The organism is Kitasatospora sp. NPDC093558 (assembly GCF_040683475.1).
In the GTDB taxonomy this organism is placed as follows: domain Bacteria; phylum Actinomycetota; class Actinomycetes; order Streptomycetales; family Streptomycetaceae; genus Kitasatospora.
Genome location: NZ_JBFBDY010000155.1, coordinates 1 through 13,778, shown reverse-complemented (window position 1 = coordinate 13,778; position 13,778 = coordinate 1). Strand labels below are relative to the sequence as shown.

Annotated in this window: 11 protein-coding genes; 8 read left to right on the top strand and 3 right to left on the bottom strand. The window is 72.3% G+C overall.

Going from position 1 to position 13,778, the window contains the following annotated elements; genetic code table 11:
• The coding region (locus AB0O00_RS17275) for a penicillin-binding transpeptidase domain-containing protein (RefSeq protein ID WP_363652588.1) at positions 1 to 1,815 on the bottom strand (1,815 nt) is incomplete at its 3' end.
• Between the two features lie 196 nt (positions 1,816 to 2,011).
• On the bottom strand, positions 2,012 to 3,826 hold the full coding sequence (locus tag AB0O00_RS17270; protein ID WP_363652587.1) for a phospholipid carrier-dependent glycosyltransferase: 1,815 nt from the start codon (positions 3,824 to 3,826) through the stop codon (positions 2,012 to 2,014).
• Positions 3,827 to 3,923: 97 nt separating this feature from the next.
• Between AB0O00_RS17270 and rsmI the strand changes: the two genes are divergently transcribed.
• From rsmI to AB0O00_RS17230, 8 genes are all read left to right on the top strand, one after another.
• The gene (gene rsmI / locus AB0O00_RS17265; protein WP_363652585.1) at positions 3,924 to 4,781 is read left to right on the top strand and encodes a 16S rRNA (cytidine(1402)-2'-O)-methyltransferase; all 858 of its coding nucleotides are present in this window, start codon (positions 3,924 to 3,926) and stop codon (positions 4,779 to 4,781) included.
• Positions 4,782 to 5,083: 302 nt separating this feature from the next.
• Positions 5,084 to 5,509, top strand: coding sequence for a hypothetical protein (locus AB0O00_RS17260; RefSeq protein ID WP_363652583.1), 426 nt, complete (start codon positions 5,084 to 5,086; stop codon positions 5,507 to 5,509).
• 128 nt (positions 5,510 to 5,637) lie between these two features.
• Positions 5,638 to 7,257 carry a methionine--tRNA ligase gene (metG, locus tag AB0O00_RS17255; protein ID WP_363652581.1) on the top strand — a complete coding sequence of 540 codons (1,620 nt, stop codon included), beginning with the start codon at positions 5,638 to 5,640 and terminating at the stop codon, positions 7,255 to 7,257.
• A gap of 85 nt (positions 7,258 to 7,342) precedes the next feature.
• The gene (locus AB0O00_RS17250; RefSeq protein ID WP_363652579.1) at positions 7,343 to 8,221 is read left to right on the top strand and encodes a TatD family hydrolase; all 879 of its coding nucleotides are present in this window, start codon (positions 7,343 to 7,345) and stop codon (positions 8,219 to 8,221) included.
• A gap of 94 nt (positions 8,222 to 8,315) precedes the next feature.
• Positions 8,316 to 8,891: a Uma2 family endonuclease gene (locus AB0O00_RS17245; RefSeq protein ID WP_363652577.1), complete on the top strand. Its 576-nt coding sequence runs from the start codon at positions 8,316 to 8,318 to the stop codon at positions 8,889 to 8,891.
• A gap of 28 nt (positions 8,892 to 8,919) precedes the next feature.
• Entirely contained in the window at positions 8,920 to 9,801 is an 882-nt protein-coding gene (rsmA, locus tag AB0O00_RS17240) for a 16S rRNA (adenine(1518)-N(6)/adenine(1519)-N(6))-dimethyltransferase RsmA (RefSeq protein WP_363652575.1), read from the top strand.
• Positions 9,798 to 10,721 carry a 4-(cytidine 5'-diphospho)-2-C-methyl-D-erythritol kinase gene (locus tag AB0O00_RS17235; protein WP_363652574.1) on the top strand — a complete coding sequence of 308 codons (924 nt, stop codon included), beginning with the start codon at positions 9,798 to 9,800 and terminating at the stop codon, positions 10,719 to 10,721. The genes rsmA and AB0O00_RS17235 overlap by 4 nt, the downstream gene beginning before the upstream one ends.
• A gap of 239 nt (positions 10,722 to 10,960) precedes the next feature.
• Positions 10,961 to 12,769, top strand: a complete 1,809-nt coding sequence (locus AB0O00_RS17230) for an ABC-F family ATP-binding cassette domain-containing protein (RefSeq protein WP_363652573.1) — start codon at positions 10,961 to 10,963, stop codon at positions 12,767 to 12,769.
• Here AB0O00_RS17230 and AB0O00_RS17225 read toward each other — a convergent pair.
• Positions 12,766 to 13,778 (bottom strand): FUSC family protein (locus AB0O00_RS17225; RefSeq protein WP_363652571.1); only part of this gene is annotated, 1,013 nt, incomplete at its 5' end. The genes AB0O00_RS17230 and AB0O00_RS17225 overlap by 4 nt on opposite strands.

The window sequence follows — 13,778 nt, the reverse complement described above, 5'->3', positions numbered from 1 at the left end:
CCAGCCGCGGGAGTCAGGCGGCCGGCTGGCACCTGGCCTCAAGAGGAGCAGGCGCATGGCAGAGAAGGCGAATCCTATCCCCGTGTCGGATGCGTCGACGCCGTGGCCGCCGCCCTGCACCTCGGCCGCGACCGCGATGTTGCCGCGGTAGGCGGTGAACCAGCTGTTGGTGGTGGCCGCGCCGGCGACCTCGGCGGAGCCGGTCTTGGCGCCCGCGTTGTCGGTGATCCCGGCCATCACGGCCTGGGCCGTGCCGCCGGTGGCGGTGGCGTTCATCATCGCGCGCAGCTTGCCGGCGACGTCCGGCGAGATCTGGCGGGCGGCCGGCTGCTGCGGCAGGCCGGCGACCAGGATCGGCTGCTTGAACGCGCCGCTCTGGACGGTCGCGGTGATCGAGGCGATCGCCAGCGGGTTCATCTGGACCTTGCCCTGGCCGATGTAGTTCATCGCCTGCTCGTCCTTGCTGCCCGGGGTCGGCGGGATCTTGCCGTCGAAGTTCGGCAGGCCGGTCTTCCACTCCAGGCCGATGCCGTAGACGTCCTTGGCGGTTGCGGCGAGCGACTCGGGCTTCAGGCTGGTCAGGCCCTGGTTGATGAACGCCGTGTTGCAGGACACCTTGAAGTCGTCCTGGAGGGTGTTGTTCGGGAAGGCGCCCGGGAAGTCGTTCGGGATCGCCACCGGGTTGCTGCTCTTCTCCGGGCAGGCCACCGTCGAGTCCGGGTTGATCCCGGCCTCCAGCAGGGCCGTCGAGGTGACGATCTTCATCGTCGAGCCGGGCGCGAGCTGGCCGTTGAACGCCCGGTTCTGGCCGGTGGACGGGGAGTTGGCGAAGGCCAGCACCTGGCCGGTGCTCGGCTCGATCGCGATGATGGAGCCCGGCTTGCCGCCGAGGTCCGTCATCGCCTTCTCGGCCGCGGCCTGGATCGCGTTGTCGATCGTCACCTTGAACGGCTTGGCCGGCTTGGGCTCGACGATCGTGAACAGCTTGTCCGGGCCGGTCTTGCCGGACGGGTCGGTGATGACGACCGCGCTGCCCGCGTCCTGGTCCTTGTTCGGGTCCGGCGGCAGCAGCTTGCGGGCGTTGTCCTGAAGGGCCGCCAGCGACGCGGTGAGCGAGGGGGCCTGCAGCGCCTTGCCGTTGCGGTCCACGGTGGCGCCCAGCGGGGCGAAGACCTGCTGGGTGGCGATCGTCTCGTTCCCGGACAGGTGCGGGTGGATCACGCTCGGCGCCCAGTGCACGGCCGGGGTGTTGTCGCTCATCTTCACGACGCTCAGGAAGCCGCCGTAGTCCCAGACCCGGGCGGTGCCCTCGAACTCGGCGCGCGCCTTGAAGCCCATCAGCACGCCCGCGGGAGCGGGGGTGGCGGCGGCGGACGGCGAGTCGCTCGCGCCCGGCGTGCCGGTGGCCGAGGGGGTCGCCGACGCGGAGGGCGCGCCGGACGGCTTGGCCGGGGTGGGGGTGCCGGTGGCCGAGGCGAAGGCCTGCGGGGTGGCCGGGCCGGACGGGGCCAGGGTGAGCGCGCTCGGCTTGACCTGGTCCTTGAAGGCGGTCAGCGCGGCGGTGGCGGCCTCCGGGCTGTCGGTCAGCGAGGCGGCCTTCGCCAGGTCGCCGGCCGCCCACGCCGCCAGGAAGTCCTTGGCGCCGCTGGCCGCCTGCTCGGCGGAGGGGGGTTCGGCGACCACCGTGCGGGGCTTCTTGGCCTCGCCCGACCCGTCGCCCGAGCCGTTCATCAGGCTGTACGCGCCGTAGCCGCCGCCTGCGAGCACGGCGAGGGACACGCCGGTGATGATGCCGATCTTCGCGCCTTTGCGCATGGTGCTGCTCCCCCAAGGGTCTGGCGACTAACGCGGTACTGACACCCCACCCTAGGCAGGCCGACTCGGTGCGCCGACGAAACGCCCGGGAGTTGTGACGGTTCTGGTACGTGTCGAACACCGTATGCGTACGGTTTGCGTACTGGTTGCGAAGGGATGGGCTGGGCCGGGTTGGGGCGGGGCGAGTCGGTGGGGCTCAGATCCAGCTGTTGAACCACATCCGCTGGCGCCAGTCGTCCATCGGGATCGTCTGCCCGGAGAACAGCGGGAAGAAGAACAGGAAGTTCCAGACGATCAGCAGGACGAGCAGGCCGGCCGACGCACCGCCGATGATCCGGCGGTCCCGCGAGGCGCCCGGCGGACCGATCATCGCGCCGACCATCATCGTCACCGCGAGCACCAGGAACGGGACGAAGGCGACCGCGTAGAAGAGGAAGATCGTCCGCTGCTGGTACGCGAACCAGGGCAGGTAGCCGGCCGCCAGGCCGCACAGCACCGCGCCGGCCCGCCAGTCCCGCCGGGCCGCCCAGCGCCACAGGCAGTACACCAGGGCGATGCAGGCCGCCCACCACAGCAGCGGGGTACCCAGGCCGAGCACCTCGCGGGCGCACTCGGCCGCGGTGCAGCCGTCCTGGCCCGTCTTCGGGGACTCGTAGTAGAAGGAGACCGGCCGGCCGAGGACCAGCCAGCTCCACGGGTTCGACTGGTAGGTGTGCGGGTCGGTCAGATGGGTGTGGAAGTCGTACACGCCGGACTGGTAGTGCCACAGGGCACGCAGGCCCTCCGGGATCCACGGGTAGTCGGTGCTCCGGCCGGCCGCCCAGTCGCGGCCCCAGCCGCCCTGGCCGGGCACGTTGCTGCTGGCGAACCAGCCCCACCACGAGGTGAGGTAGACGCCCAGCGCGACCACGACGACCGAGACGAAGGCAGGCAGCGCATCCCGGGTCAGCGCCGCCAGGTACGGGCGCGGAGCGCCGGCCAGGCGGCGCGCGCCCACGTCCCAGAGCACCGTCATCAGGCCGAAGGCGGCCGCGACGTACAGGCCGCTCCACTTGGTCGCGCAGGTCAGGCCGACGCAGACGCCGGCCGCGATCCGGTACGGGCGCCAGCCCAGGTGGACGCGCTGCGCGAGCGCGGCGTCCGCGACGCCGTCCAGGCGGGCCGCCAGCAGGGCCCTGGTGCGGTCCCGGTCCAGGATCAGGAAGCCGAAGGCGGCGAGGATCCAGAACATCACCACGAGGTCCAGCAGGGCCGAGCGGCTGAGCACGAAGTGCAGGCCGTCCACCGAGAGCAGCAGGCCGGCGACGCAGCCCAGCAGGGTGGAGCGGAACAGCCGGCGGGCGATCCGGGCGATCATCAGCACCGAGACCGTGCCGAGCAGGGCCACCGCGAAGCGCCAGCCGAACGGGTTCATCCCGAACAGCCACTCGCCGAAGCCGATGATCCACTTGCCCACCGGCGGGTGGACGACGTAGCCGGCCATCGGGCGGTAGGGGGCCGTCCCGTCCTTCATGATCTGGTCGTTGGCGCCGTCCGGCCAGTTGATCTCGTAGCCGCCGTGCCAGAGCGCGTACGCGTCCTTGGCGTAGTACGTCTCGTCGAAGATGATCGCGTGCGGCTGGCCGAGGTCGGTGAAGCGCAGGATCCCCGCGAAGAGCGCCACCGCGAGCGGGCCGAGCCAGCCCGACCAGCGGCACAGGAACACCCAGAGGCCCGCGGGCACGGATATGCCCAGGCGCACCAGCAGCGGGGACGGCGGGACGTCGTCCGGCGTCACCCCGGGGCCGTCCGGCATCGGCGGCACCAGGCGCTCGGCCAGGGGGACGGCCGGTCGCGGCGCGTAGCCGAAGCCGGCCAGGCGTCGGCGCCACGTGACGGGCACGTCGGCCTCCGGCGGGCGCGGGGCCGGGACGGCGGGCACGGAACCGGACGGCAGGTCCGTCGCGCCGACACCGCCCGGTGCGGGGTGGTCTGTGCCAGTGGGCGTCTGCGCCGCCGTGTCGCCGTTCATCCGCCACATCGTAGGGGCGCGGTCCTATCGTCGGACCGGACCCTCGGAAGCTGCCCGAATCGTCACCATAAGCACGAGGGCTGGAAGGATGGGGTCCGTGACAGGAGTACTCGTTCTCGCAGGCACCCCCATCGGCGACGTCTCGGACGCCCCGCCCCGGCTGCTCACCGAACTCGCGACCGCGGACGTGATCGCGGCCGAGGACACCCGGCGGCTGCGCCGGCTGACCCAGGCCCTCGGGGTGACTCCCGCCGGGCGGGTGGTCTCCTACTTCGAGGGCAACGAGGTCGGCCGCACCCCCGAACTCGTCGAGGCACTGCTCGGCGGCGCCCGGGTGCTGCTGGTCACGGACGCCGGGATGCCGTCCGTCTCCGACCCCGGCTACCGGCTCGTCGCCGCGGCCGTCGCGGCCGACGTCAAGGTCACCGCGGTGCCCGGGCCGTCCGCGGTGCTGACCGCGCTCGCGCTGTCCGGCCTGCCCGTCGACCGCTTCACCTTCGAGGGCTTCCTGCCGCGCAAGACCGGCGACCGCGCCCGCCAGCTCGCCTCGATCGCCGCCGAGCCGCGCACGATGGTCTTCTTCGAGGCGCCGCACCGGATCGCCGAGGCGCTCACGGCGATGGCCGAGGCGTTCGGGGCCGAGCGGCCCGCGGCGGTGTGCCGGGAGCTGACCAAGACCTACGAGGAGGTCAAGCGCGGCCCGATCGGCGAGCTGGCGGCCTGGGCGGCCGACGGCGTCAAGGGCGAGATCACCGTGGTCGTCGCCGGGGCCCCGCCGGCCGCGCCGCAGGAGCTCACGCCGGCCGAGCTGGCCCGGCTGGTCGCCGTCCGCGAGGAGGCGGGGGAGCACCGCAAGGAGGCCATCGCGGCCGTCGCGGCGGAGCTGTCGCTGCCCAAGCGGGAGGTGTTCGACGCGGTCGTCGCGGCGAAGAAGGACGGGGCCGGAGCCAAGTAGGACGGTTCCGGGGGCCGGGAACGACGCCTTGGTGGCGGGGGAGTAGCGCGCTCCGAAAGAGCGGAGAATTCCGGGGGTTGCGGTGCGGGCGGTGCGTCGTACCTTGGAGTGAAGGCCCCGGTAAACGCCCACCGAGCTGAAGCTTTGGCCGCGGTTTCCGCAAAGGATCCGACCTTTCGTCTAGGGATCCCCAACCCGCATCCAAGTCTTCACAAGCAGGGCATCGCCCGGGGCGGTCCGGGCATTTCCTGGAATGGAAAGACCCAGCCGGGCGAGCGCTCGGCGGGCGCTGGGAGACGGCTATGAGCGAGATGATCGGTAGCCCCCGCACTGGCAATGCGCTGAGCGCCCCCGGCCCGGCCGGGCGGCCGCACACTCCTGTCGAGACCGTACGGGAGGCCTACTCCTTCGCGTGCCTGAAGTGCGCGTACGGGTGGGAGCAGGCGTACGACATCGAGCACCACGTCGCCCGGGACGGCCACGTCGTGTTCGAGTACCACGCCAACGGTGTCCGGGTGCCGTCCCCGCTCCTCAAGCCGACCTGCCCGGGGTGCGGTGGACACACCGTCCGGATCATGCGCGAGGGCCGGGTGGCCGTCGCCGACCAGCCCTGGCAGCACGCCCCCGGCTACCCGGCGCACGCCGAGCCGGCCGGGGCGCCCCCGGTGTCGGGGCCCGCCGAGCCGCGCGGACGCTGGGCCCGGTTCTGGTCGCGGCTGCTGGGCTGACACCGGGGCGCGCACCGGGGCCGCCCCCCCCCGCGACGGCCGGGGGCGGCCCCCGACGGGGGACGCGGGTGCCCGTGGTGTGAAACGCGGTCGAGGGTCGCCCGCCTGCGCGACTAAGCTTTCCGACCATGGCGGCCACTGCAGACCACAGCACCACCGGGGCGAGCGCCCCGGCGTACTACGTTTCCACCCCGATCTACTACGTCAACGATCGCCCCCACCTGGGCCACGCGTACACCACCGTGGCGGGCGACGTCCTCACGCGCTGGCACCGCCAGCGCGGCGAGAAGGTGTGGTACCTGACCGGCACCGACGAGCACGGTCAGAAGATCATGCGGACCGCCGAGGCCAACGGCGTCACCCCGCAGGAGTGGTGCGACAAGCTGGTCGAGGAGGCGTGGAAGCCGCTCTGGGAGCACCTGGAGATCGCCAACGACGACTTCATCCGCACCACCCAGCAGCGGCACACCGACCGCGTGCAGGAATTCGTCCAGGACCTGTTCGACAAGGGCGAGATCTACAAGGGCGGTTACTCCGGCCCGTACTGCGTCGGCTGCGAGGAGTTCAAGCTCCCGGCCGAACTGCTCGACGGCGCCACCCCGGACGAGAAGCTCTGCGCCGTGCACAAGCGGCCGGTCGAATGGCTGGAGGAGGAGAACTACTTCTTCCGTCTCTCCGCCTACGGACCGAAGCTGCTGGAGTTCTACGCCGCCAACCCGGACTTCATCCAGCCCGCCTCGGCCCGCAACGAGGTGCTGCGCTTCGTCGAGCAGGACCTGAAGGACCTCTCGATCTCCCGCTCGACCTTCAACTGGGGCGTCCCGCTGCCCTGGGACGAGAAGCACGTCCTCTACGTGTGGGTCGACGCGCTGCAGAACTACATCACCGCCGCCGGCTACGGCAGCGACCCGGAGCGCTTCGCCGAGCTGTGGCCCGCCTCCGTCCACCTGGTCGGCAAGGACATCCTGCGCTTCCACGCGGTGATCTGGCCCGCCATGCTGATGGCCGCCGGACTGCCGCTGCCCAAGCGGGTCGTCGCCAACGGCTGGCTGATGGTCGGCGGCGAGAAGATGTCCAAGTCCAACCTCACCGGCATCGCGCCCACCGACCTCACCTCGCACTTCGGCGTGGACGCCTACCGGTACTACTTCCTGCGGGCGATCCCGTTCGGCACGGACGGCTCGTTCTCGTGGGAGGACTTCACCGCCCGGTACACCTCCGAACTCGCCAACGACTTCGGCAACCTGGCCTCGCGCGTCGCGGCCATGGTCGGCAAGTACTACGACGGCCTGCTGCCCGCCGCGACCGCGTCCGGCGAGGCCGAGCAGGCCGTCCAGGACGGGCTCGCCGCCGCCGTCGCCGCGGCCGACCGGAAGATCGGCGAGGACCTCGACTTTGCCGGCGGCCTCGCGGCGATCTTCGAGTTCGTCAAGCAGGTCAACGGCTACATCAGCGACCAGGAGCCCTGGAAGGTCGCCAAGGACGACTCGGCGGAGGGCCGGGCGCGCCTGGCCACCATCCTCTACACGGCCGCCGAGTCGCTGCGCGCCACCGCCGTCCTGCTCAACCCGGTGATGCCGTCCACGGCCGAGAAGCTGTGGGCCTCGCTCGGCGCCGAGGCCGGTCTCGGCGCGCTGGCCGCGCAGCCGATCGCCACCGTGGCCGACTGGGGCCGGCTGCCCGCCGGTGCCACCGTCACCAAGGGCGAGATCCTGTTCCCGCGCCTCGAAGAGAAGCCCGCCTCCTGATGGCGATCACGATGCCGTTGGCGATCACGGTGCCGATGGCGATCACGGTGCCGATGGCGATAGCGATGCCGGAGAAGGCCTCCTGATGGCGAAGAAGGACGACGACCGGTCGACCCCGCCGCCGCTGCCGGAACCCCTGGCGGTGGCGGTGGCCGACTCGCACACCCACCTGGACATGCAGTCCGGCACGCCCGCGGAGGGTCTGGCCCGCGCGGCGTCGGTCGGGGTCACCACCGTCGTCCAGGTCGGCTGCGACGTGCCCGGCTCGCGCTGGGCGGCCGAGCTGGCCGCCCAGTTCGAGCAGGTCCACGCGGCCGTCGCGCTGCACCCCAACGAGGCGCCGCGGATCTTCCTCGGCGACCCCGACGGCTGGTCCGGGCAGCAGCGCCCGGCCGGCGGGGAGGCGGCGCTGGACGAGGCCCTCGCCGAGATAGACGCGCTCGCGGCGCTGCCGCAGGTGCGGGCCGTCGGCGAGACCGGCCTCGACTACTTCCGCACCGGGCCCGAGGGCGTGGAGATCCAGAAGGAGTCGTTCCGCCGGCACATCGAGATGGCCAAGCGGCACGGCAAGGCCCTGGTCATCCACGACCGCGACGCCCACGAGGACGTCATCGCCGTCCTGCTGGAGGAGGGCGCCCCCGAGCGGACCGTCTTCCACTGCTACTCGGGCGACGCGGAGATGGCCAAGGTGTGCGCCGAGCACGGCTGGTACCTGTCGTTCGCGGGTCCGGTCACCTTCAAGGCCAACCAGCCGCTGCGCGACGCCCTCCTGGCCACCCCGCTCGACCGCGTCCTGGTCGAGACGGACGCGCCCTTCCTCACCCCGCACCCCTACCGCGGCCGGCCCAACGCCCCGTACCTGATCCCGGTCACGGTCCGGTCGATGGCGGCGACGCTGGGGCTGCACGAGGACGAGCTGGCGACGGCCATCGCGGCGAACACGGCGCGGGCGTTCGGGTACTGAGCCGATCGAACGAATGTCGGGTTTCGGGGGAACGATTCGGCACTCCCGGCCGCTTCCTAGGCTGGTTAGCATGAGTGCAGTGAGGGAGGTGGCGATGACCGCCGAGCCGATCGACTGGAAGCTTCCGCCGTCCCAGGGCTGGACGTACGAGCAGGTAAGGGTCATGGACCTGCCGTTCGATTGGGAACTGGTGGACGGAGCCGTCGTGGTCCGAGGGCAGACCAAGTGGTGGCATGACCAGGTACGTGACCAGCTGCTTGCGAAGCTGCTCGGTGCACGGGTCGCGCCCTATGTCGTCAACGTTGAGCGCTGCGTGTTGCTTGATGAATACAACGTGGCCAAGCCGGACGTGGCCGTAATCGACAAGACCGGCCTCGATTTCTTTGAGCTGGAGTGCATGCCACCCGAGTCGGTTGTCTTGACGGTGGAGGTGGTCTCGCCCGGGTCCCGGGCCGCCGACCGCTTCCGCAAGCCCGGCCAATACGCGGAGAAGGGGATCCCTTCCTACTGGCGGGTCGAGCGCGGCGTCGACAATCTCCCGATCGTGCACGAGTTCCACCGGGACGAGGAGAAGGGCGTCTACCTGCCCGTCGCGCAGCACGAAGGGGTGCTCCGCACCTCGCTCCCGTACCCGGTGGAGATCGACCTCGCCTCGCTGGTCGAACTCTGAGATCCTCACGCGCCCGTATCCTTGGCGCGTGAGCACCACCGAACCCACCCCTGACAGCCACCTGCTGGGCGCCGCCGATATCCGGGAGCTGGCCGCCGCGTTCGGCGTCAAGCCGACCAAGCAGCGCGGGCAGAACTTCGTCATCGACGGCAACACCGTGCGGCGCATCGTCCGGGCGGGTGGGGTGACGGCCGAGGACGCGGTGGTCGAGGTCGGGCCGGGGCTCGGGTCGCTGACGCTCGCCCTGCTGGAGGTCGCACGGCACGTCACCGCCGTCGAGATCGACCCGGTGCTCGCCCAGCACCTGCCGGACACCGTCGCCGCCCGGATGCCGGGCAAGGCCGACGCCTTCGACCTCGTGTTCAGCGACGCCATGGAGGTCACCGAGCTGCCCGGCCCGGCGCCCACCGCGCTCGTCGCCAACCTCCCGTACAACGTGGCGGTGCCCGTCCTGCTGCACATGCTGGCCACCTTCCCCAGCATCGAGCGCACCCTGGTGATGGTGCAGAGCGAGGTCGCCGACCGGCTCGCCGCCAAGCCCGGCAACAAGGTGTACGGCGTCCCGTCGGTCAAGGCCAACTGGTACGCCGACGTGAAGCGGGCCGGCGCCATCGGGCGCAACGTCTTCTGGCCCGCCCCCAACGTCGACTCCGGCCTCGTCTCGCTGATCCGCCGCGAGCCGCCGAAGACCACCGCCAGCCGCGCCGAGGTGTTCGCCGTGGTCGACGCCGCGTTCGCCCAGCGGCGCAAGACCCTGCGGGCCGCCCTGGCCGGCTGGGCCGGCTCCGCCGCCGGGGCCGAGCAGGCGCTCGCCGCCGCCGGGATCGACCACAAGCTGCGCGGCGAGATGCTGACGGTGGAGCAGTTCGCCGCGATCGCCGAGCACAAGCCGAAGGCTGGGAACGAGTGATCACCGTACGGGTACCGGCCAAGGTCAACGTCCAGCTGGGGGTCGGCGGGCTGCGCGCCGACGGCTTCCACGACCTGGCGAACGTCTTCTTCGCCGTCGCGCTGGGTGACGAGGTGACGGCGTCCTCCTCGACGGAGGGCGTCACGCTCACCTGCTCCGGCCCGGACGCCGACGCCGTCCCGCTCGACGACAGCAACCTCGCCGCCCGCGCCGCCCGGCTGCTCGCCGCCCACCACGGCCTCGCCGACCCCGCCGTGCACCTGCACATCGCCAAGGCCATCCCGGTCGCCGGCGGCATGGCCGGCGGCAGCGCGGATGGCGCGGCGGCGCTGGTCGCCTGCGACGCGCTGTGGAAGCTGGAGACGCCTTTCGAAACGCTGCTGGAGCTCGCCGCCGAACTCGGCTCCGACGTGCCGTTCGCCCTGGTCGGCGGCGTCGCGCTGGGCCGCGGCCGGGGCGAGATCCTGGAGCCGCTCCCGGTCGAGGGCACCTACCACTGGGTCTTCGCCGTCGCCGACGGCGGCCTCTCCACCCCCGCCGTCTTCCGCGAGTGCGACCGCCTCCGCGACGAGGCCGGCACCGGGTCGAGCATTACCGACGTCCCCACTCCCGACGCCGATCCGGCGCTGCTCGCGGCTCTCGCCGACGGCGACTCCGTCGCCCTCGCCGCCGCGCTCGCCAACGACCTCCAGGCCGCCGCCCTCTCCCTGCGGCCCGCGCTCGCGGACACCCTGCGGGCCGGCACCGAGGCGGGCGCGATCGGCGCCCTCGTCTCCGGCTCCGGGCCGACCTGCGCGTTCCTCGCCAAGGACGCCGACGGCGCCGCCGCCGTCGCCGCGGCCCTGCGCTCCTCCGGCACCTGCCGCACCGCGCACGCCACGTACGGGCCGGTCGCGGGCGCCGCGGTGGTGGCCGGGTAGCTGCGCACGGGCCGGGTGGCTGTGCACGGGCCGCGTGCGCCGGGTGGCTCCTGCACGCGGGGGGCGAGCTCGGCGGTGCGGGCGGGCCGAGCTTGGCGGTACGGGCGGGCCCAGCTCGGCGGTGCGGGCGGTTCGACGGGCCCATTAGGCTGGGGAGATCGGGGCGTCCCCGACAGGGGTGCCCGGCCGGGGAATGGCGGGCCGCCCCGGCACCGCCGAACCCCAGGAGCGCAGCACACGTGGCCGTCAACCTCGCCACCATCGAGTCCGTCACGAAGGTCTACGGCACCCGCACCCTGCTGGACGCGGTCAGCCTGGGCGTGAGCGAGGGCGACCGGATCGGCGTCGTCGGCCGCAACGGCGACGGCAAGACCACCCTGATCCGGATGCTCGCCAAGCTGGAGGAGCCCGACGGCGGCCGGATCACCTGGAACGGCGGCCTCGAACCGGCCGTCCTCACCCAGCACGACTCCCTCGACCCCGAGGCCACCATCCGGCACGAGGTCATCGCCGACCGCGCCGACCACGAGTGGCTCGGCGACGCCCGCATCCGCGACATCATCGAGGGCCTCTTCGGCGGCCTCGACCTGCCCGGCTTCGCCGACGGCCTGGACACCGTCATCGGCCCGCTCTCCGGCGGCGAGCGCCGCCGCATCGCCCTCGCGAAGCTGCTGCTCGGCTCGCCCGAACTGATCATCCTCGACGAGCCCACCAACCACCTCGACGTCGAGGGCATCAACTGGCTCGCCCAGCACCTGCAGAAGCGCCGCTCGGCGCTGGTCTGCGTCACCCACGACCGCTGGTTCCTCGACCAGGTCTGCACCCGCATGTGGGACGTGCAGAACGGCTCCGTCCACGAGTACGAGGGCGGCTACTCCGACTACGTCTTCGCGCGCGCCGAGCGCTCCCGCATCGAGGCCGTCGAGGAGCAGAAGCGCCAGAACCTCGCCCGCAAGGAGCTCGCCTGGCTGCGCCGCGGCGCCCCCGCCCGCACCTCCAAGCCCCGCTACCGGATCGAGGCCGCCAACGCCCTGATCGCCGACGTGCCGGAGCCGCGCGACAAGTCCGAGCTGATGAAGTTCGCCAACGCCCGCCTCGGCAGGACGGTCTTCGACCTGGAGGGCGTGACCGTCAAGGCCGGCCCGAAGCTGCTCCTGGAGAACCTCACCTGGCAGCTCGGCCCCGGCGACCGGATCGGCCTGCTCGGCGTCAACGGTGCCGGCAAGACCTCCCTCCTGCGCGCCCTGCGCGACGCGTACGCCTCCGAGGGCGACGTGCAGCCGGACTCCGGCGTGATCAAGGTCGGCAAGACCGTCCGGCTCGCCTACCTGTCGCAGGAGGTGGCCGAGCTGGAGCCGGAGACCCGGGTGCTCCAGGCGGTCGAGCAGGTGCGCTCGCGCGTCGACCTCGGCAAGGGCCGGGAGATGAGCGCCGGCCAGCTGTGCGAGCAGTTCGGCTTCGGCAAGGACAAGCAGTGGACGCCGGTGGGTGACCTCTCCGGCGGCGAGCGGCGGCGGCTGCAGCTGCTGCGGCTGCTCATGGACGAGCCCAACGTGCTGTTCCTCGACGAGCCGACCAACGACCTCGACATCGAGACGCTCAACCAGCTGGAGGACCTCCTCGACGGCTGGCCCGGCTCGATGGTCGTCATCAGCCACGACCGCTTCTTCATCGAGCGGACGACGGACGTCGTGCACGCGCTGCTCGGCGACAAGCGGATGCGGATGCTGCCGGGCGGCGTCGACGAGTACCTGGAGCGCCGGGCGCGGATGGCCGCTGCGGCCACTCCTGTCGTGGCTGCTCCTGTGGTTGAGGCCGCCGCGGCCGGGCTGTCCGGCGGGGACCTTCGCGCCGCGAAGAAGGAGATGCAGAAGCTGGAGCGGCAGATCGCCAAGCTGGACGAGAAGGAGTCCAAGCTGCACGCCCAACTCGCCGAGCACGCCGCCGACTTCTCCAAGGTCGCGGAGCTGGACGCGCAGCTGCGGGGCGTCCGGGAGGAGAAGGAGGAGCTGGAGATGAGCTGGCTGGAGCTGGCCGAGCAGGTCTAGCCGCCGAGTAGGACTTCGAGCTCGTCCGCCGCACGGCCCAGCGCACTTCGCGCCGGGTCGTGCGGCTTTGTCGGGCGGGCCGCGGTGCCCGTCGGCGGACGGTGCTCGCGGGCGGCGGCGGTCAGGTCGTCCAGGGCCCGGCGGACGCGGTCGACCTCTTCCCGGTCGGGTACCCGGCCGCCGTACCGGATCTGCGCCGCGTACGCCGCCACCCCGCCGCCCAGCCGCTCCAGCGCCGCCGTCGCCGGCAGCCACCGCTCGGCGAGCCGGCCGGTGGGCGGCGGTTCGGCGAGGCCCTGCTGCACCTCCAGGCGGGCGTCCGCGAGCGAGCGGTACGCGGTGCGGCGCAGCCACACCTCGGATCGTCCGGCCGTTGTTGCTGGTGTTTCTTGTATTTCTCGTGTTGCTTGTGCTGCTTGTGCTGCGGATGTTGCGGAGTCCAGGTAGGCCCGGAGCGCGGTGGCCGCGTCGACCAGGCGGGGCTCGATCCGGTGGCGCGGGCGTTCCGGCCACAGCAGGTAGCCGAAGAGCAGGACGATCGCGCTCGCGAGGGCGGTGTCGAGCACCCGCGGCCAGAACTCGGCGGCGCTGCTCTGGCCGCCGAGCTGCAGCAGGAGCAGTGCCATCGGCGTCATCGCGAGCGTCGTCAGCCCGTAGTGCGCCGCCGTCGCGTACGGGAGCAGGGCCACGCAGAGCGCGGCGACGGCGGTGAGGACCCACTCGTCGGTGGTCGCGCCCACGACGGCGGCGGTGAGGGCGACGCCGAGCACGGTGCCGACCGCGCGGCTCACCGCGCGCAGGAACACCGAGCCGAGGTCCGGCTTGAGCACGAACGCGATCGTCATCGGGACCCAGTAGCTCTTGCTGAGCGGGTAGTTGGCGGTGAGCGTTGCGCCGATGGCGATGCAGAGCGCCACGCGCAGGCCGTACTTCGCCGAGCCCCGGGACAACAGGCGCGCCCGGAGGCGCCACGGGTCGGGCGGCGGCGCGGGCGCGGTGCCGAGCGCCG